Source organism: Streptomyces sp. NPDC012637 (genome assembly GCF_042954805.1).
GTDB lineage: Bacteria > Actinomycetota > Actinomycetes > Streptomycetales > Streptomycetaceae > Streptomyces.
Genome location: NZ_JBIBDS010000006.1, coordinates 55,426 through 73,987 on the forward strand (window position 1 = coordinate 55,426; position 18,562 = coordinate 73,987).

The 18,562-nt window shown below is 71.4% G+C and carries 13 protein-coding genes; 4 read left to right on the forward strand and 9 right to left on the reverse strand.

Going from position 1 to position 18,562, the window contains the following annotated elements; genetic code table 11:
* Positions 1–8: 8 nt before the first annotated feature.
* The 4 genes from ACFY8W_RS23445 to ACFY8W_RS23460 form a co-directional block, all read right to left on the reverse strand.
* Complete coding sequence (locus ACFY8W_RS23445; protein ID WP_391108429.1) at positions 9–1,367, reverse strand: glycoside hydrolase; 1,359 nt, start codon at positions 1,365–1,367, stop codon at positions 9–11.
* Positions 1,368–1,442: 75 nt separating this feature from the next.
* Positions 1,443–2,273 carry an ABC transporter permease subunit gene (locus tag ACFY8W_RS23450; RefSeq protein WP_391108432.1) on the reverse strand — a complete coding sequence of 277 codons (831 nt, stop codon included), beginning with the start codon at positions 2,271–2,273 and terminating at the stop codon, positions 1,443–1,445.
* Entirely contained in the window at positions 2,270–3,247 is a 978-nt protein-coding gene (locus tag ACFY8W_RS23455) for an ABC transporter permease subunit (protein WP_391108435.1), read from the reverse strand. Before ACFY8W_RS23455 ends, ACFY8W_RS23450 begins: the two co-directional genes overlap by 4 nt.
* A 4-nt stretch (positions 3,248–3,251) precedes the next feature.
* Positions 3,252–4,541: an extracellular solute-binding protein gene (locus tag ACFY8W_RS23460; RefSeq protein WP_391108438.1), complete on the reverse strand. Its 1,290-nt coding sequence runs from the start codon at positions 4,539–4,541 to the stop codon at positions 3,252–3,254.
* Positions 4,542–4,775: 234 nt separating this feature from the next.
* Here ACFY8W_RS23460 and ACFY8W_RS23465 point away from each other — a divergent pair, with 234 nt between their 5' ends.
* From ACFY8W_RS23465 to ACFY8W_RS23475, 3 genes are all read left to right on the forward strand, one after another.
* Positions 4,776–5,789: a substrate-binding domain-containing protein gene (locus ACFY8W_RS23465; protein WP_391108440.1), complete on the forward strand. Its 1,014-nt coding sequence runs from the start codon at positions 4,776–4,778 to the stop codon at positions 5,787–5,789.
* A 254-nt stretch (positions 5,790–6,043) separates the two neighbouring features.
* On the forward strand, positions 6,044–7,486 hold the full coding sequence (locus ACFY8W_RS23470; protein WP_391108443.1) for an endo-1,4-beta-xylanase: 1,443 nt from the start codon (positions 6,044–6,046) through the stop codon (positions 7,484–7,486).
* 115 nt (positions 7,487–7,601) lie between these two features.
* A complete protein-coding gene (locus tag ACFY8W_RS23475) occupies positions 7,602–10,031 on the forward strand; it encodes a glycoside hydrolase family 3 N-terminal domain-containing protein (RefSeq protein ID WP_391108446.1) in 2,430 nt (809 codons plus the stop codon).
* A gap of 50 nt (positions 10,032–10,081) precedes the next feature.
* On the opposite strand, the gene ACFY8W_RS23480 is transcribed toward ACFY8W_RS23475, so the two are convergent.
* On the reverse strand, positions 10,082–11,662 hold the full coding sequence (locus ACFY8W_RS23480) for a right-handed parallel beta-helix repeat-containing protein (protein WP_391108449.1): 1,581 nt from the start codon (positions 11,660–11,662) through the stop codon (positions 10,082–10,084).
* A 332-nt stretch (positions 11,663–11,994) separates the two neighbouring features.
* On the opposite strand from ACFY8W_RS23480, the gene ACFY8W_RS23485 reads away from it, so the two are divergent.
* Entirely contained in the window at positions 11,995–14,976 is a 2,982-nt protein-coding gene (locus tag ACFY8W_RS23485; protein ID WP_391108452.1) for an NACHT domain-containing protein, read from the forward strand.
* 122 nt (positions 14,977–15,098) lie between these two features.
* Here ACFY8W_RS23485 and ACFY8W_RS23490 read toward each other — a convergent pair whose 3' ends face one another.
* The 4 genes from ACFY8W_RS23490 to ACFY8W_RS23505 form a co-directional block, all read right to left on the reverse strand.
* Positions 15,099–16,676, reverse strand: a complete 1,578-nt coding sequence (locus ACFY8W_RS23490) for an FAD-dependent oxidoreductase (RefSeq protein ID WP_391108454.1) — start codon at positions 16,674–16,676, stop codon at positions 15,099–15,101.
* Entirely contained in the window at positions 16,663–17,181 is a 519-nt protein-coding gene (locus ACFY8W_RS23495) for an SRPBCC family protein (RefSeq protein ID WP_391108457.1), read from the reverse strand. Before ACFY8W_RS23495 ends, ACFY8W_RS23490 begins: the two co-directional genes overlap by 14 nt.
* 11 nt (positions 17,182–17,192) lie before the next feature.
* Positions 17,193–18,200, reverse strand: coding sequence for an SDR family NAD(P)-dependent oxidoreductase (locus ACFY8W_RS23500; protein ID WP_391108460.1), 1,008 nt, complete (start codon positions 18,198–18,200; stop codon positions 17,193–17,195).
* A 188-nt stretch (positions 18,201–18,388) separates the two neighbouring features.
* On the reverse strand, positions 18,389–18,514 hold the full coding sequence (locus ACFY8W_RS23505; protein ID WP_391108463.1) for a hypothetical protein: 126 nt from the start codon (positions 18,512–18,514) through the stop codon (positions 18,389–18,391).
* Positions 18,515–18,562: the final 48 nt, after the last annotated feature.

Genomic DNA, 18,562 nt, shown 5'->3' on the forward strand with positions numbered 1-18,562 from the left:
TGGGAGGGTCAGTCGAGGACGATCGTGGTCAGCGCGCGGGGCGCGAGCTTCGCCGTCAGGGTCGTGCCGTGTGTGGAGGCGATGTCGGCCGGCGTGATCGAGCGGGTCTCGTCGGTGACGTAGCCCTCGGGGTGCCGGTCGTGTCCGCCGCGGAGGGAGAAGGCGGCGGAGCGCTCGGTGGTGGCGGTGTTGAGGATCTCGACGACGCGGCGGCCGTCGGCGTTGCGGAAGGCCGTGATCTGCAGTGCCGGGTCGGTGTTCGTGACCGGTACGCGGACGGCGCCGGGGCGGATGAACCGGCTGAAGGCGGCCAGTGCCCAGTACCGCTTGGAGACCCGGTAGGCGTCACCGGGGTTGGCGAGCTGGATGAGCCCGCGGGTCGCGCCGAGGGACGCCCCGGTCCAGTAGACGTAGGCGTTGGCGTTGCCGACGGTCAGGGTGTTCTGGATGTCGGCCGCGACGGTGAGGCCGTCGTAGCCGCTGCCGTCGTCCCAGTTCTCGTTCCAGGTGGAGCCGTCCGGCGACCACTCCGACATCCACACGTGCTTGTCGGTGGGCTGCGGGACCGTGGTCGGGCCGCTGTAGCGGTGGCCGGTGACGGTCCGTACGGCCTTGTCGGCCGCGGGGTCCGCCTCGATGGCCTCGGTGTAGGCGACCTGCCGGTCCCAGCCCGCGGCGTCGCAGCAGACGAGCCCCGTCTTCAGTCCGGATGCGCGCACGGTCGGCCCGAGCACCTTGAGGAAGTCGACGGCCTGCTGCGGGGTGAACCTCATCGAGGCGTAGGTCGCCGTCCAGTCGGGTTCGTTGGTGAATCCCAGGTCGGTGATCCCGATGCCTTCGCGCTGGTAGAACTTCGCGTACTGGACGAGGTAGTTCGCGTAGGCCTGGCGCCATTCGGGGCGGAGTTCGCCGCCGTCGTTCTCGCTGTTGTTGGTCTTCATGAAGGCGGGGGCGCTCCAGGCGTCGGCGAAGAACCGTTCCACGCCGTACGCCTTGGCCTCCTTGGCGAGCCAGACCTGGCCGCCGTCCCAGCCGTCCCACACGTACTTCGGCGTGGCGTCCGGCCCCCCGGGATCGGCCGGCAGGATCGTCGGCATGTGGTCGTAGACCCGGTCGGTCGACGATCCGATGCCGAGGCGCAGGATCGAGAGACCCGCCCCCTTGTCCTTGCTGAGCAGCAGGTCGAGCACCTCGCGCTGCTTGGCCGGGCCGAGGCCGCGGGCGCCGTGCAGCAGGTCGGCGCGCTGGAAGGCCATGGAGAAGCCGAATCCGTCGATGGGCTGGAGTTCGGCGTGGAAGTCGATGGCGGGACGGGCGGGGGCGGCGTGAGGAGCGGGGTCGCCGGTGGCCACTGTCGATGTGAGCACAGACAGTACGACGGCTGTCAGCGCGGTCAGACGTTTCACGGAGTCTCCTCGGGGGTGGAGGTCGTGCGGTACGGGTCAGCCCTTCGTGGCGCCCGCGGTGAGGCCGCCGATCAGCTGGCGCTCGGCGACGGCGTAGAACGCGAGAGCGGGGACCATGGCGAGCACGATGTAGGCCAGGACGAGCGCGAAGTCGGTCGAGTACTGGCCCTGGAACTGCTGGACGCCGACCGGGATCGTCTGCCATTTCGGGTCGCTGAACACCAGCAGCGGCAGGAAGAAGTTGTTCCAGCTCGCGACGACCGCGAGCACGGAGACCGTGCCGAGCGCCGGACGCGCCATCGGCAGCAGGATCTGCCAGAAGAAGCGGAACTTGCCGCAGCCGTCCATGGTCGCGGCCTCCTCGATCTCCGCCGGGATGGTCCGGAAGAAACCGCGCAGGATCACGATCGTCATGGGGAGCCCGAACGCCGCCTGCGGGAGGATCACGCCGAGCGGGTTGTCGAGCAGGCCGAAGGTGCGCAGCATCAGGAAGAGCGGCAGGACGGCCACCGCGAACGGGAACATCAGCCCGATCGTGAAGAGCGTGTAGAACAACTCCCTGCCCCGGAAGGCGTAACGGGCCAGGACGAAGGCGGCCATCGCGGAGGCGAGCACCGTGCAGACCGTCGTGCCGATCGCGATGCCCGCGCTGTTGGCGATCTGCCGCCAGAACATTCCGTCGCCGAGAATTCCGGTGTAGTTGGCGGTCTTCCACTGCTCCGGCAGCCCGAACGGGTTGTTCGTCAGTTCTGCGGTGCTCTTGAAACCGGAGATCACCGCGTAGAGCAGTGGTACGGCGACGAACGCGGCGATCAGCCAGACCACGGCGTGCAGCGAGAGTCCGCGTACGGTCCGGCGGGCGTTCATCGGTCACCTCCCGAGGTGACGGCCCCGCTCAGGTCGCGGCGGAGCACGTAACGCTGGTAGAAGAGGGAGAAGACCAGACTGATCATGAACAGCACCACGCTGATCGCGCTGGCGTAGCCGACCTGGTACCGCTTGAACCCGAACTGGAACATCGCGATCGCCATCGTCTCGGAAGAGTGGTTGGGCCCGCCCGAGGTCATGACCCAGACGAGGTCGAACAGTTGGATGGACCCGATGATCGACAGGAACACGCTGATCCGGATCGTCGGTCCGAGCAGTGGCAGCGTCACGTGCCGGAAGCGCTGCCAGGCGCCGGCTCCGTCGATGGAGGCGGCTTCGAGGACCTCGGACGGGATGCTCTGCAGCCCGGCGAGGAACAGCATCATGTGGAAGCCGAAGTACTTCCAGATCATGACGACGAACAGGGTCGGCATGACCGTCGAGGGGTCGGCGAGCCACTTGCCCTGCAAGCCCTCCAGGCCCAGGAGACCCGCGAGGTGGTCGGCCATGCCGGCGCCGGGCAGGAAGATCATCGTGAACAGGACCGCCGTGACCACTTCGGACAGGATGTACGGCGCGAAGAACAGCATCCGGTAGACGGCCCGGCCGCGGAGTCTCTGGTTGAGCAGGACCGCGGTGAACAGGGCGAACGGCAACTGCACGGTGATCGACAGGACGATCAGGTACAGCCCGCGTCCCAGATCGCCGAGGAACACCTGGTCGTCGAAGAGCTTGGTGTAGTTCGCGAAGCCGACGAAGTCGTCCATGGGGCCGATCCCGCCCCATTTGAAGAAGCCGGTCCAGACGGCGACGACGATCGGGGCGAGGACGAAGACGAGGAAGAGGACCAGGGCCGGGACGAGGAACCAGGCGACCGACGCCCAGTCCCCCCACCGGCGCAGGCCCGACCGGGCCGGGACCGGCGGGCGCGCGGGCACGGCCTCCTCCGTCCGCTCCTTCGTCAGGGTGGGCACGGAACTAGGCACTCTTCGCAGCCTCGGTGATCGACGCGGTGACCTGCTCGGGCGTCTTCTTGCCCGCGATGAGGTCGGCGACGCTGTCGTTGACCTCCTGGCCCACCGCCGGCGGGTACGCCTGGTCGAGGAAGAGCTGGAAGCCCGTCGCCTTGACGAGACTGTCCGCCACCACCTTCTTGTTGGCGTCGGTGAGCTGGCTCTCCGCGCCCTTGACCACCGGCAGGTAGCCGTTGGAGGCCAGCAGCTTGGACTCGTTCTCCAGGACGAAGAACTTCAGGAAGTCCAGTGCCTCCTTGGGCGCACCCTTGCGCAGCGCGAAGCCACCGCCGCCGCCGAACACCTCGGAGGCCTGCCCGACACCGCCGTCGACCGTGGGGAAGGGGAAGAAGCCGAGGTCCGCTCCGAGGTCGGCGCCCGCGTCCTTCTGCACCGACGGTCCCCACTGGCCCATCAGCTCCATCGCGGCCTTGCCGTTGCCCATGGTCGCGGCCTGGCCGCCCGGGGTGGCGTAGCCGGCGCCGAGGAAGCCCGGCTGGAACGGCTCGAGGTCGACGAGCTCCTTGAGGTGGGCTCCCGCCCGGACGAAGCCCGCACCGGTGAAGTCCTTGGTGGTCGCGGCCTTCTGCAGGGCGGGGAGGCCGGCGACGCGCATCGCGAGGTAGGCCCAGTAGTAGTGGCCCGGCCACTTCTCCTTGCCCGCGAGCGCGATCGGGGTGATCCCCGCTGCCTTGAGCTTCTTGACGTCCTCGAGGAACGCGGCCCAGGTGGCCGGCGGAGCGGTGATCCCGGCTTTGGCGAAGAGCTTCTTGTTGTACCAGAAGCCGACCATGCCGATGTCGTACGGGATTCCGTAGGTCCGGCCCCCGAACTGGTAGGCCTGGAGCGAGACCGGGGTGAGCTGGGACGACCAGTCGAGGAGGTCGGTGAGGTCCTCGACCAGGTCCGCGTCGACCTGCTGCTGGAGCACGCCGCCGCCCCAGGTCTGAAAGACGTCGGGGAGCTTGCCCGAGGAGGTGGTGGCGGTCAGCTTGGACTTGAAGGCCTCGTTCTCCAGCGAGGTCGTGTTGATCGCGACCTTCGGGTGGGCCTTCGTGAACGCCGTGGAGATCTCCGGGAAGAGGGATTTGCCCGGCTCGGTCGTGGCGATGTTCCACCACTCGAACGTCACCTTGCCGTCGGCCGCCGGTCTGCCACCGGAATCGCCGCCGCAGGCTGCGGTCATGGACGCGGACAGGACGGTCAGGCCCGAGAGCGCCAGGAAGCTTCGTCGGCTCGGGAGAGTGCTGGTCATGGGACCTCCGGGGGTGAGAGTGCCGGTCATCCGGCCGAAAACTTTTCGAAATACTCTCGAATTCTGTGCCGCCATAAGCTAGGAACGTGAGGCTCTCCGGTCAAGAGGTGTCACCGATTTCCCTGAAAAACACCGCCTGTTGACGGCCTTGACAGGTAGGTCACGCCGCCTCGAAACTTCTTCGAAAGTTTGCGACACCTGCCGCCGTCACGGCGTGCGGGCAGAGGAGGGAAGTTGAGCGAACGGCGTCCGACCCTGGCCGTCATCGCCGCGGAGGCAGGGGTCTCCCAGGCCACCGTGTCCAAGGTGATCAACGGCCGTTCCGATGTCGCACCCGCGACACGCCAACGGATCGAGGGCCTGCTGCGGTCCCACCACTACCTCCCGCCCGGTCGGCAGGGCAGAGCCCGCAGATCGGGCCTCGTCGACCTGATCATCGGCGGTCTGGACAGCGCGTGGGCGGTGGAGATACTGCGCGGCGTCGAGGCCGAGTGCGCCCAGCGCGGCGTCGGCACCGTCGTGTCACTCGTCCCGCCCGGCGAGGCCACGCCGTCCAGTTGGGCCGCACTGCCGGTCCTGCACCACAGCGACGGCGTCATCCTCGTCACCGCCTCGGTCACTCCCGCCCAGCGCGCTCAGGTCGAACGGGCCGGAGTGGCGCTGGTCGTCATCGACCCCATCGACCTGCCCGGCAACGACGTGCCGAGCGTCGGAGCGACCAACTGGGCGGGCGGCCTCGCCGCCACCGAACACCTGCTGGAGCTGGGGCACCGCCGGATCGCCACGATCGGCGGACGCAGGGAGATGCTCTGCAGCCGGGCCCGCATCGACGGGTACCGGACCGCCCTGGAGCGGGCCGGAATCGAGGTCGACCGCGACCTGATCCGGTTCGGTGACTTCCGGCACGAGGGCGGATTCCAGTGCGCCCGGGAATTGCTCGCCCTCCCCGAACCGCCGACCGCCATCTTCGCCGGCAGCGACCAGCAGGCGATGGGCGTCTACGAAGCCGCCCGGCAGGGCGGGCTGAGCATTCCGCGGGACCTCAGCGTCGTCGGCTTCGACGACCTGCCGATGTGCGAATGGCTGTCACCGCCGCTGACGACGGTGCGCCAGCCGCTGGAGGAGATGGGGCGGGTCGCGGCCCGCACCCTGTTCCAGGTCATGGAGGACCAGCCCCTGGTCACACCGCGGATGGAGCTCTCGACCGAACTCAAGGTCCGGCTCTCCACGGCCCCGCCCCGACGCTAGGGAAACGAGCATTCAGGGCACACGGATTCTCGAAACATTTCGAAACTCTTGACATGTTTCCTCGAGATTTCCACACTGAATTCCGAGCCGGTTTCGGTCAGCCATCTGCCCGAATCCTGGGCGCCTGCCGTGAATCACCACGCCTCGCTTTCCGCACCGATATCCCCTTTTCGCCCGTGCCTGCGGGCGTCGTCGGCGTGGATTCATTCTGCTGCGCTCAAATCCTTCCGTGATTTCCATCCTGGAGGTCCGTCATGCGCTCGAATGCCGTTCCCCCCTCCACCGTCCGCCGAAGGGCCGGCGGTCTGTGTGCGGCGCTGGTCGTCGGCGTCCTCGGTTCCGCCATCGCCCTTGTCGCACCCGCGTCGTCACAGGCCGCCGAGACCACACTCGGCAGCGCGGCGGCGCAGAGCGGCCGCTACTTCGGCACGGCCATCGCCTCGGGCAGGCTGGGCGACTCCGCGTACACGACGATCGCGGGGCGCGAGTTCAACTCGGTGACGCCCGAGAACGAGATGAAGATCGACGCCACCGAACCCCAGCAGGGCCAGTTCAACTTCACCGCCGGCGACCGCGTCTACAACTGGGCGGTGCAGAACGGCAAGCAGGTGCGCGGCCACACCCTGGCCTGGCACTCCCAGCAGCCCGGCTGGATGCAGAGCCTCAGCGGCAGCACACTGCGCCAGGCGATGACCAACCACATCAACGGCGTGATGGCCCACTACAAGGGCAAGATCGTCCAGTGGGACGTCGTGAACGAGGCGTTCGCCGACGGCAGTTCGGGAGCCCGGCGCGACTCGAACCTGCAGCGCACCGGCAACGACTGGATCGAGGTCGCCTTCCGCACCGCACGCGCCGCCGACCCGGCCGCCAAGCTCTGCTACAACGACTACAACATCGAGAACTGGACCTGGGCCAAGACCCAGGCCGTGTACTCCATGGTCCGGGACTTCAAGCAGCGCGGCGTGCCCATCGACTGCGTCGGCTTCCAGTCGCACTTCAACAGCGACAGCCCGTACAACAGCAACTTCCGCACCACGCTGCAGAGCTTCGCCGCCCTCGGTGTCGACGTGGCCGTCACGGAACTCGACATCCAGGGTGCCTCGGCCACGACCTACGCCAACGTGACCAACGACTGCCTGGCCGTCCCGCGCTGCCTCGGCATCACCGTCTGGGGTGTGCGCGACACCGACTCCTGGCGAGCGGACCAGACGCCGCTGCTGTTCAACGGCGACGGCAGCAAGAAGGCCGCCTACACCTCCGTCCTCAACGCGCTCAACGCCGTCTCCCCCACCCCCACTCCGACCCCCTCGCCCGGTGCCGGACAGATCAAGGGCGTCGCATCGGGCCGCTGCCTGGACGTGCCCGGCGCCGGCACCACCGACGGCACCCAGCTCAACCTGTGGGACTGCAACAACGCCGTCAACCAGCGGTGGACCTACACCGCCGCAGGTGAGCTCCGGGTCTACGGCGACAAGTGCCTGGACGCCGGCGGCACCGGCAACGGCGCCAAGGTGCAGATCTACAGCTGCTGGGGCGGCGACAACCAGAAGTGGCGCCTCAACTCCGACGGATCCATCGTCGGCGTCCAGTCCGGCCTCTGCCTCGACGCCGCCGCCAACGGCACGGCCAACGGCACCCTGATCCAGCTCTACTCCTGCTGGGGCGGCGGCAACCAGCGCTGGACCCGCACCTGACACACCCGCGGTTTCCCCACACCTCCGCGAAGAACCCCAAGCTCCCGTCCTGCTCGTCTATCTGTCCGCCCGTCAGGCCCTGGCTCGCCCAGGGCCCGACGGGAGTCGGAGGAAAGTGACCGAGACCGTGGCCACCCAGCCCCAAGCCCCGTACCCCGCCTGGCGCGACCCCGCGCTGAGCGCTGAAGCCCGAGTCGACGCGCTAATGCGCGAGATGACCCTGGAGGAGAAGACCGCCCAGCTCTACGGCGTGTGGGTGGGAGCCTCCGACGAGGGCGCCGAAGTCGCCCCGCACCAGCACGACATGGAAGAGCCGGTCGACCTCGACACGCTGCTGCCCGACGGTCTCGGCCAGCTCACCCGGCCCTTCGGCAGCGCCCCCGTCGACCCCGCCCTCGGAGCCCTCTCCCTGATGCGGACGCAGCAGCGGATCACCGCCGCGAACCGGTTCGGCATCCCGGCCGTCGCCCACGAGGAGTGCCTCGCGGGCTTCGCGGCCTGGGGCGCCACCGCCTATCCCGTACCCCTCGCCTGGGGCGCCACCTTCGACCCCGCGCTCGTACGGGAGATGGCCGCCGCCATCGGCCGCGACCTGCGCGCGGTGGGCGTGCACCAGGGGCTCGCCCCCGTTCTCGACGTCGTACGGGACGCCCGCTGGGGGCGCGTCGAGGAGACCATCGGCGAGGATCCGTACCTTGTCGGGACCATCGCCACCGCGTACGTGCAGGGCCTGGAGTCCGCCGGCGTCGTCGCCACCCTCAAGCACTTCGCCGGCTACTCCGCCTCCCGGGCAGGTCGCAACCTCGCCCCGGTCGGCATGGGTCCGAGGGAACTGGCCGACGTGATCCTTCCGCCGTTCGAGATGGCGGTCCGGGAGAGCGGCGTCCGGTCGGTGATGCACGCCTACACCGACACCGACGGCATTCCCTCGGCCGCCGACGACCGCCTGCTCACCGGCCTGCTCCGGGACACCTGGGGCTTCACGGGCACCGTCGTGGCCGACTACTTCGGCATCGCGTTCCTGAAGACCCTGCACGGCGTCGCCGGAACGTTCGGCGAGGCGGCCGGAGCAGCCCTCGCCGCCGGTGTCGACGTCGAGCTGCCCACCGTCAAGGCCTTCGGCGCGCCCCTCCTGGACGCGGTCCGGAAGGGACACGTGCCCGAGGAGCTCGTGGACCGGGCAGTCCGACGGGTCCTCCTGCAGAAGACCCGGCTCGGGCTGCTCGACCCCGACTGGAGCCCGGTCCCTCCGGCACTGCGCGGCGCCGACACCACGGCCGACCCCGACGCCCTGCGGGGCACGGTCGACCTGAACCCGGCCGCCAACCGCGAGCTGGCGGGCCGCATCGCCGAACGCGCAGTCGTCCTTCTCCACAACGACGGCACCCTGCCGCTCGACCCGCGCACTCCGCGCCGGATCGCCCTCATCGGTCCCAACGCCGAAGCTCCCACCGCCGTCCTGGGCTGCTACTCCTTCCCCGTCCACGTCGGCGGACAGCACCCCGCCACCCCACCCGGCATCGACCTGCCCACCCTGCGCGAGGCCCTCGTGGCCGAGTTCCCCGGCGCCGAGATCCTCGTGGCGCGCGGAACCGGCATCGACGACGCCGAGACCGAGGGCTTCGCCGAGGCCCTCACGCTCGCCCGCAGCGCCGACCTCGTCGTGGCGGCCCTCGGCGACCGCGCCGGACTCTTCGGGCGGGGCACCAGCGGCGAGGGATGCGACGCCGGGTCGCTCGACCTCCCCGGCGCGCAGCAGCAACTCCTCGACGCCCTCCTCGACGCGGGGACACCGGTCGTGACCGTCCTCCTTGCCGGCCGGCCCTACGCGCTCGGCCGCGCCGCCGACGAGTCCGCCGCGATCCTGCAGGCCTTCTTCCCCGGTGAGGGCGGGACCGGCGCGATCGCCTCCGTCCTCAGCGGACGCACCGAGCCGAGCGGCCGACTGCCCGTCAGCGTGCCCCGTCACCCCGGCGCCCAGCCCTCCACCTACCTGGCCTCCCGCCTGGGCCACGCCGGTGAGGTGTCCAGCATCGACCCGACGCCGGCCTTCGGCTTCGGACACGGCCTCACCTACACCACCTTCGAATGGAGCGACCTGGACATCGACGCCACCGAGATCCCCACGGACGGCGAGGTACGGCTCGCCCTCACCGTGGCGAACACCGGCGGCCGCGCCGGGACCGAACTCGTCCAGCTGTATCTGCACGACCCGGTGGCCTCCGTGGTCCAGCCCGTGCGAAGACTCATCGGATACGTACGGGTCGACCTGGCCCCGGGCGAGAGCAGACGGATTCACGTGACCGTCCCCGCGGACCTCGCGTCGTTCACGGGCAGGGCGGAGACGCGCGTGGTGGAGCCGGGAGCGCTGGAGCTGCTGTTCAGCGCCTCCAGCACCGACCCGCGGCTGACCGCCCGGGTCACCCTGACGGGACCGGTGCGCCGACTGGACCACCGGCGGCGCCTGCATGCCGTCTGGCACCTGGGCCCCTGGGTTCTGTCGTCGAATGTCACGGCGGCCGACACGCTCCTACCGCCGTCGTAGGCGTCGTTCACCGGGAGCGGCCGCGTGAGGGTGTCCTACGGGACACGTCATCAGGTCAGGTTCTGGACGAGGGTCGTGCCGCTGCCGTTGTCGGTGATCGCCGGGGTTCCGGTGCCGCGCGCGGTGAGGTCGTTGCCGACGAGCCAGGTACCGGTGGAGCCCGCCATCACTCCGATCGCCGCGCCCGAGGAGCCACCGGTGACCTGGTCGACGGTCGTGGACTGGACGAAGGTGCCGGCCGCGTTGCCGCCGACGCGTACGGCGTAGGTGGTGGCGCCGGTGATCCGGTTGCCGCGCAGGGTGGCTCCGTTCGCGCCGGCGCTGATGCCGTACCCGGTCGTGGTCGTGACGGTGTTGTCGGCGACGAGCGTGCCGGTGGCTCCGCTGTCGACGCCGATGCCGTCGCCCTGGATGTTCGTGACGCTGTTGCCGGTGACCAGCGCGTTCGGCGAGTTCTGGACATGGATTCCCTGGCTGTTGCCGGTGGCGGTGAGCCGCAGGGTGGAAGCGACGGTGTTGCGGGTGATGGTGAGGCCGTCGGTCTGGGTGGCGTAGATGCCGGCCTCGCCCTTCACCGACTCGACGGTGTTGCCGACGATCGAGAGGTCGCGGTGCCGGGCGCCGCCGGTGGGCACCGTCACGGAGATGCCGCCGCTGCCGTCCACACCGCGCACGGTGTTCCCGGAGACGGTGATGCCGCTCAGGGCGTTGCCCTGCGGCGAATTGAGGTAGATGCCGTGCAGGGCGATGCCGGTGAGGGTGTTGTCGGCGATGACGGAGTCCTGCCAGTCGGCGGCGCGGATGCCGAAGGCGCCGCTCTTCTCGACGGTGTTGCCGATGACCCGGATGCGCCGGTGGTGGACGCCTACGGCGCCCCAGTGGTCCCCGCACAGGGCACCGAAGGGACCGGTGGTGGTGCCGGCACGCAACGTGCAGCCGGTGATGAGGATGTCCTCGCAGGGAGTTGCGTCGTAGCCGGGCGCCGGGAGGTTGCCCTCGGTGGCGCAGGTGATCTGGATGGCTTCCTTGGTGGTGGGGCTTGCCCCGTCGCCGGGGTGGAGGCCGTCGAAGACGCAGTCGACGACGGCCGCGTCGCGGACCGCGTTGAGTTCGATGGCGTGCGCGGAGGGGGTGTCGACGAACGTGCAGTCCTTCACCAGCACACCGGAGCAGTGGGCGAAGCCGATGGCGTCGCTCTGCTTGCCGAACTGCGCGCCTCGCATGTCCCAGGTGCCGCCGAGGACGGCGATGTCGCCGGCGCCCTCGTAGCCGTAGGCGGGCGTGACGGAGTCGAAGTTCTTCAGCAGGGCACCGCTGTCCTTGATGCGGACGATCCGGGCGCCGTACGCGGAGACGGTGGTGCCGGCACCGAGGACGAGGCTCGTGCCGATCGGGTACGTGCCGGGCGGGACCAGCAGCGTGGCGCCGCCGGGTACGGCCTTGACCGCGGCGAGGGCGGCCTGGAAGGCGGACGTGTCGTCGGTCGTTCCGTCGCCCTTGGCCCCGTGGGCGGTGACGTCGACGACGACACCTCGGCCGGCGGCCGCCGCGGGCGTGGCGCCCAGCACCGTCCCGCCGCCCAGTGCCGCCACGAACCCGCCCATGCCCAGCATCACCGTTCGGCGTTCCATCCGCCCCTCCCCCGTCGTCGACGTACCGCAGGAGCGTACGTCAGGGCCTGTTCGAGCGGCGCGGCAGGCCAGCAGCGTGGACGCGGCGCGACCAGCACGTTCCCGTACGTCTGCTCGCCGGACCCTTCCCGCTCACGGAGGCGGGCTCTGGGAGGGCGACGAGACCGACCTGTCGGAGCAGGAGTTCGCGGCCCGGAGGAACGCCGTGTCGACCACGGCTCACCGCTGCTGGGCACGGACGGCTGCGGGGCACGCAACCGCGGCCTGCGTCAAGGGCGTCGAGCACTACGCTGACGCTTTGAGGGCGCACAGGAAAGAGCGGGGAGACACCCATGGATCCGGCAGTCATCGGCACCCGTCTCGCGTCGGGCGCGCTCGGCCCGCTGCTCCGGAAGCTGTTGGCCGCCGACGGCCCGGGGGCCGGCCTTCCCGGCCAGGCCCGTCGCGTACGCCTGTCCTCACTCGTCTCCTTCCGCGGCGAGAAGCGCACCCTGACCGAGAAGGACGTCCGCCGCCTCGCCGCCACCCTGGTGGAGCGGGCGACAGCGGGGCCGGGCGAGCAGCCGTTCCCCGCCGACGAGGCCGAGGCCGTCACCGACGCCCTCGCGACCACCCTCCTCGCCCTCGGCGACCTCGACATGGACGACGTCCAGGCCGTGGCCCTCGGCCACGAGGCCCTGGCGGCGCGTCTGCGCGCCGCCGCCCCGAGCCCCGACGGCCTGGCCTCCGCGTCCCTGCACTTCCTGGACGCGGTCACCGTCTGGGCCTGCCGTCACATCCTGGAGTTCTTCACCCAACGCTCCGCCTTCGTCCCCCGCACCCTCGTGGAGCAGGCCCGCGGCCAGTCGGAGCTCCACGCCAAGGCCGACATGCTCCTCGCCCGTCTCCCCCACGCCGACGTGCAGGACGCCGACTTCGAGCGCCGCTACCTCGCGCACCTGGCGAAGAAGCACGGCCGGCTCGTCATCTACGGCATCGACCTGCACCACTCGCCGGACCAGTGGCCGCTCGACACGGCGTACCTGTCGCTGGAGGCGACGGCGCCGGGACCGGTGGACGGATCGTTCCAGGAGGGCGGGGAGTGGCTCGGGTCCGGCGGCACCGGCCAGGGGCCGTCCACGGACGGCTTCGCCTACCCCACGCCCCCTGGCAGCGGTGTCGTACGCGCCGACCTCGCTCTCGCTCAGCACGACCGGATCCTGCTGCGCGGCCTCGCCGGCTCCGGCAAGACGACCCTCGTGCAGTGGCTGACCGTATCGGCAGCGACCGGGCAGCAGGCCGAGGGCATGGCCTACCTCCACGGCCGCGTCCCCTTCGTCCTGCCCCTGCGCACCCTGACCCGGCACGGTGAACGGCTGCCCGCCGCCGCGCACTTCCTCTCCTCCGCCGGCTGTCCCCTCACCGCCCCCGACGGCTGGGCCGACCGGGTCCTGAGCGCCGGGCGCGGCCTGGTCCTGGTGGACGGCATCGACGAGATTCCGGAGGCCGAACGAGGTCGGGCCCGCCAGTGGCTGCGCGACCTGCTGGCCGCGTACGGGGACGGCAACCGCTGGCTCGTGACCTCGCGCCCCAGCGCGGTGGGCGACGCGTGGCTGGCCGCGGACGGCTTCGCCGAGCTCACGCTCGCCCCCATGACGCGCACCGAGGTGACCACCTTCGTACGTCGCTGGCACCGGGCCGCCGGCCCGGCCGCCGCACCGTACGAGCAGCCGCTGCTCGACGCCCTGCGTGCCACCGAGGAGGTCGCCGGGCTCGCCACCAACCCCCTGATGTGCGGCCTCATCTGCGCCCTCCACCGCGACCGCCGGGGCTTCCTGCCGCGCGGCCGCAAGGCGCTGTACGAGGCCGCCCTATCCATGCTGCTCAGCCGCCGCGACCGCGAACGGGACATGGGCAGCCCGACGGGCATCGAACTGGGCGAGGCCCCGCAGATCCAGCTCGTCCAGCGGCTCGCGTACTGGCTGGCTCTCAACGGGCGCACCCAGATGGACCGCCGGCACGCCGAGTCGCTCGTAAGCTCCGCCGTCCCCGCGGTCCAGGAGGCCTCGGCGTACGACCCGGGGGCGGTCTTCACCCATCTCCTGCACCGCAGCGGCCTGCTGCGCGAACCGACTGCCGACACCGTCGACTTCGTCCACCGCACCTTCCAGGACTACCTGGCCGCCAAGGCGCTGGTCGAGCAGTGGGACATCGGCGTCCTCGCCGCCCACGCGGAGGACGACCAGTGGGAGGACGTCATCCGCATGGCGCTGGGCCATGCACGTCCCCGCGAGTGCGCCGAGCTCCTGGAGGAGCTCATGAAGGCCGCCGACCGCGCGGAGGACCGCCGGGGCCAGCAGCGCGTCCTGGTGCTCGCCGTCTCCGCCCTCGACCAGGTGACGGAGGTGGCCCCGCACGTGCGGCAGGCGGTACTGGACCGCGCCTCGGAGGTCTTCCCGCCCCGGACCCAGCAGGAGGCGAGGGTACTGGGCGAGGTGGGCCGCCTCGCCCTCGGCCTGCTGCCAGATCCGGAGGGCCTCGGCGACGAGGAGGCGCTGATGATGGTGACGGCCGCGAGCCACATCCGGACCGACGCGGCGATCCCCTACCTCGCCCGGTTCGCCGGGCATCCGTCCCTCAGGGTCCGGTCCCAGCTGATCTGGTCGTGGCACCGCTTCGACAGCCGGTCGTACGCCGAGGAGGTGGTCGCGCGGCTCGATCCGAGCCGGCTCCGCTACTTCGTCGCCAACGACGAACAGGCCGGGGAACTGCTGCGTCTCGGTCTCCGGCCCGCCCTGCTGGAGATCGCCGCAGGGGTGTCCGGCCCGTCGCTCGCCGAACTCCTCGGCGCCTGCGACCCCGCCCAGCTCCGCATGCGGCGCGGCGGCGGCCGGCCGGACCTGTCGGCACTCGCCCCGCTGACCCGGCTGTCGTCCCTCGTCCTCGGTCTGGACGCCGATGCCCGCTGGTCCACGACCGCCCTGCCCGCACGCGCCCCGATCGAGCACCTGGAGCTGCCGCACGTGTGGCCCGAGGACGGTCTGGGAGCGCTCGGCCGCTTCCGCGAACTGACCTCGCTCAACCTGTGGCGGGCGCCTGTCGCCGACGCCGGAACGTGGCGCTCTCTCGCCGCCCTCCCCAGCCTGCGCGTCCTCGCGCTCGACCGGATGGACCTGCCGTCATGCCCGGACGGACTCGTCCTGGACACGGTGCGGACGGTCCGCCTCGTGCACGACGGCACGGCGAAGCCGGGTGAGGTCACCGCGGTCTTTCCCCACGTGGAACGGATCGAACTGGTCGACTCCCAGGACCGGGTCCAGGTCCTCAGCCCCTGAGGCGCATCGAAGTCCGTCCCCTGAGCGCGAAGGGGCAGGGGGCGGAGGACGTGACGGACGGTGCCGTCCGACAGCCAGGTCGGCGAGTCGGCGGGGCAGCGCGTCGTCGGGTCGGCGGGAGGTCAGCGGGGGCGTGTCCGTAGCGAATGGGCCCTGAGGGCGGCGCGAGCGGCGTTGGCGCCCGGTGCGCCGTGCACTCCGCCGCCTGGATGGGCGGTCGCGGACGCCAGGTACAGGCCCCGGACGGGGGTGCGCGGGCGGCCGGTGCCGGGCAAGGGGCGGAAGACCAGCTGCTGGTGCAGGTTGGTGGTGCCCTGGTTCACGGCGCCTCCCACCAGTGCGGCGTTGCGCCGTTCCAGGTCGGGCGGTGCGAGCACCCTGCGGGCGGCGATGCCGGAACGGAAGCCGGGGGCGAGGCGCTCGATGCCGGCCTCGACGCGGTCGGCGATCGCGTCCTTCTCGCGCTGGTCCCAGCGGCCTGTGACGCCGTCGGGTCCGGCATCGCCCCGGATGTGCTGGGGCACGTGGGTGTACGCCCAGGCCGACTCCGTACCGGCCGGAGAACGGGTGGGATCCGCCGTGGTCATCTGCCCGAGCACGCTGAACGGCACGTCCGGCACCTGCTCCATCGCGAGCTGGCCGGCGAACCGGGTCAACGCGTCGACGCCGTCGGCGACATGCACGGTCCCGGCGCCCCGCGCCGCCTCGGTGGCCCAGGGGATCGGTCGGGCGAGGGCCCAGTCCACCTTGACGGTGGCGAAGTCCCACTGGAAACGGCGCAGATCCGCACGGGCCCGGGGCGGCAGGTGCTCCTCGCCGACCAGCTCCAGATAGAGCGTGGGCGCGGGGATGTCGGCGAGGACGGCGCGGCGTGCCGGGACCTCCGTTCCGTCCTCCGTGCGCACGGCGACGGCCCTGCCCGCGCGGACGACGACGCGGGCCACCGGGGCGCCGCAGCGCAGTTCGCCGCCGCATTTCCGCAGCCGGGCCACCAGCGCCTGGGTGAGCATGCCGGCGCCGCCGACCGGCACCGGGAAGCCGTACGACTGACCGAGCATGCACATCAGCCAGCCGAAACCGCCGCCCAGGGCGGATTCCGGTCCGAGGTCGGCGTGCAGGGCGTTGCCCGCGATCAGCAGCCGGCCGCCCTCGCCGGCGAAGTGCTCCTGCCCGAAGCGGCGGGCGGGCAGCAGCATGGTGCGCGCCAGGCGCAGCAGGTCCGGCCCGGTGCGGGCGGCCAGCCGCAAGCCCGGCAGGAGCGGCGGGAACGGGGTGAACAGACAGTTCACCAGGTCGTCGCCGGTCCGCTGCCACAGGCGGTCGAGGCGTTCCCACGCCGCTCCGTCACCGGGCGCGAACCCTTCCAGGGAAGCGGCGGTACGGCGCACGTCCCGTTCGAGGACCGGGCAACGGCCGTCCTCCAGAGGATGGGCGACGACCGAGGGCGCGTGGCTCCACCGCAGGCCGTGGCGCTCCAGGCGGAGCTTCGCGAGGACGGGCGAGGCGGCGGCCAGTGGATAGAACGCGCTGAACGTGTCGTGGACGTAGTCGGGATGCACGCCGCGGTCGCTGCGCACGGCCCCGCCGGGTTCGTCCTGGGCCTCGAGGACCACGACCTGCCAGCCGGCGTCGGCCAGGACGTTGGCGGCGACGAGGCCGTTGGGACCGGCCCCGATCACGACGGCGTCAGGGATGCCCATGGGACGTTCCCGCGCTCGTGCCGGCCCACCCGGCTCCCGCCGTGTGCGCGGAGGGCTCCGACTGTTCGGCCTGTTCGGCCCTTTCCTTCACCGCGCGGTCCAGCCGGGCGAGCATGTGCCGGTTGCGCCACCGGACGAGCGCGTCCAGTGCGGTGTTGTGCAGAGGGGTGGCGGGCCCGCGCAGCGGGTGTTCGTCGACCAGTACCAGGCAGTCGTCGCCCCAGCGCAGGGTCCTGAGGCCGATGCGTGCGCTGCCGAGCGGGTTGACGGCCTCCAGCTCCAGGCGCTTTCCGGGTTCGCAGAGCCGGGAGATGGTACGGCCCTTCATCGTCCAAGGTCCCAGCTTCACGGTGTAGCCGAGCTCGGACCCCACGGCGGGCCAGGCCTCGTCGCGCTCCCAGGTGTCCTGGGTGCCGACGACCCAGCGGGCGTAGAGCGAGCCGTCACCGAGGACGGCCCAGACGTCCGCCGGGGTCGCGGTGATCAGCCGGTGCCATCGAGCCATGAGAGGTCTCCTCACGGGTGGTCGGGGTGGGTTCCGGGTGGTGATGAGACGGTCCGGGTCGCGGCCCGCCCGCCGACGACGGCCACGGCTCCGGCCAGCCCGAGCATCGCGAGGCCGCGGCCGGCCGTCCGGGCCTTGGCATGACGTCCGCCCCGGACGGAGGCCGAGTCGCCGGACGGCGTCCACAGGCGGCCCCGTGTCGCGTCGGCGGAACCGTGCCGGCCGAGATAGTGGCGTTCGGTCCGCCAGGCGATGAGGCGGAGGGTGGGCCCGCGGAGGGTGGCGTAGGCGGCGGGCAGCAGCCGCGCTCCGGGCCCGACGGCCACCCGCCGCGGCGGGCGGGCTCGGGTGGCCGCGCGCCGCACGGCGGCCGCGACACGTTCCGGCGTCGCGACCGACGGCAAGGCGCGCATGGCGCGGCCGGTGTGATTGGCGGCGTGCTGGAAGAACGGAGTGTCCACCCCGGTCGGCAGAACGGTGCAGACGTGCACTCCATGGGCGCCGGCGAGCGACAGTTCCTGGCGGAGGGCCTCGTCGAGCGTCACGAGGGCCGCCTTCGAGGCGGCGTAGGGCCCCATGTAGGGCGCCTGGACGACTCCTCCCAGGACCGACGCGATGTCGACGACCACCCCGCGCCCCTGGTCGCGCATCGTCGGCAGGGCTGCCCGGGCTCCGTGCAGGGCGCCCAGGACGTTGACGTCCCACAGCCGGCGTACGTCCGCGAGTTCTACGTCGCTGAGGCGGCCGAGCACGCCCACGCCGGCGGCGTTCACCCACACGTCGATCCGCCCGAAGCGGGCGCGGGCCGTCCGGGCGAGCCGTTCCACGGCCTCGGCGTCCGTCACGTCGGCGGGCACCGCGACCGCCTCGGCCGCGGGGTGGGCGGCCCGGCACTCCCGCGCCACACGCTCCAGCACCCGCGGGCTGCGGGCACCGACCACGACCCGGGCGCCGCGCCGCGCGAAGGCCAGGGCGGTGGCGCGGCCGATGCCGCTGGAGGCCCCGGTGACCACCACCACGAGTCCAGGCTGGACACTACGTCGCAAGAGGTCCACCCCCGGCGTGTCACCCGCTTCGGGCGCGCGCATGCGTCCATGTACCGAATCGATCCTTCGCGGACCGCGAAAGGCCTGCTCACGGCGTCTGCCGGTCAGGATCATCGCGGACGGGACTTCCACCCCGGACCCTCGGCTCGCCAACAGTGCTGCTACTGCGGGTTACGAGTGGCGAGCTCGGTGCTGGTGCGGAGACCGGCGCTGATGCGGAGACCGGTGCCGGTGTCGAGACCGGTGCCGGCGCCGAGCGGAGAGGGACCAGGAGCGTTCGGCTGCATCCATGGGGCTTTCACGGGTAGGCGGGCGGTGGTGGGAAGGGACAGCGG

What these genes read in the sequence shown, in the direction of transcription:
- ACFY8W_RS23495 (WP_391108457.1), bottom strand. Translation starts at nt 17,181, where the DNA reads ATGGCTCGATGGCACCGGCTGATCACCGCGACCCCGGCGGACGTCTGG.
- ACFY8W_RS23470 (WP_391108443.1), top strand. Translation starts at nt 6,044, where the DNA reads ATGCGCTCGAATGCCGTTCCCCCCTCCACCGTCCGCCGAAGGGCCGGC.
- ACFY8W_RS23480 (WP_391108449.1), bottom strand. Translation starts at nt 11,662, where the DNA reads ATGGAACGCCGAACGGTGATGCTGGGCATGGGCGGGTTCGTGGCGGCA.
- ACFY8W_RS23505 (WP_391108463.1), bottom strand. Translation starts at nt 18,514, where the DNA reads ATGCAGCCGAACGCTCCTGGTCCCTCTCCGCTCGGCGCCGGCACCGGT.
- ACFY8W_RS23450 (WP_391108432.1), bottom strand. Translation starts at nt 2,273, where the DNA reads ATGAACGCCCGCCGGACCGTACGCGGACTCTCGCTGCACGCCGTGGTC.
- ACFY8W_RS23485 (WP_391108452.1), top strand. Translation starts at nt 11,995, where the DNA reads ATGGATCCGGCAGTCATCGGCACCCGTCTCGCGTCGGGCGCGCTCGGC.
- ACFY8W_RS23460 (WP_391108438.1), bottom strand. Translation starts at nt 4,541, where the DNA reads ATGACCAGCACTCTCCCGAGCCGACGAAGCTTCCTGGCGCTCTCGGGC.
- ACFY8W_RS23490 (WP_391108454.1), bottom strand. Translation starts at nt 16,676, where the DNA reads ATGGGCATCCCTGACGCCGTCGTGATCGGGGCCGGTCCCAACGGCCTC.